Genomic DNA, 282 nt, shown 5'->3' on the forward strand with positions numbered 1-282 from the left:
ACCAGTCCGTCTTATCCAGCTTGCTCCTGTCGGCAACGCCTGGAAAGCAAAGCTCCATCACCTTCGGCAGCGTGTCGTAGACGATCGATGCCTTGATGTGGTTGAACCGATAGCGGAGGATAGCGTGTCGGCTCCTGTGAGCCAGGGCCCGTATCAGGATGGCCCGGACGAAGCCGAATGTCTTTCCCGAGCGAGAGCCACCATACGCCATGACGTGCGTGGCGTCTGAGGCAATGAGACTGAGTTGCGCTTCCTGCTTCGGCGTTAGCTTGAACGTCAAAG

The 282-nt window shown here is 58.2% G+C and carries 1 pseudogene; it reads right to left on the bottom strand.

Annotation, left to right across the window (positions count from 1 at the left end):
- Positions 1 to 282 (bottom strand): annotated as a pseudogene (locus tag EN786_RS38435) (DNA-packaging protein); the annotation flags it as partial.

The sequence above is a fragment of the Mesorhizobium sp. M4B.F.Ca.ET.143.01.1.1 genome, assembly GCF_004792275.1.
In the GTDB taxonomy this organism is placed as follows: Bacteria; Pseudomonadota; Alphaproteobacteria; order Rhizobiales; family Rhizobiaceae; genus Mesorhizobium; species Mesorhizobium abyssinicae.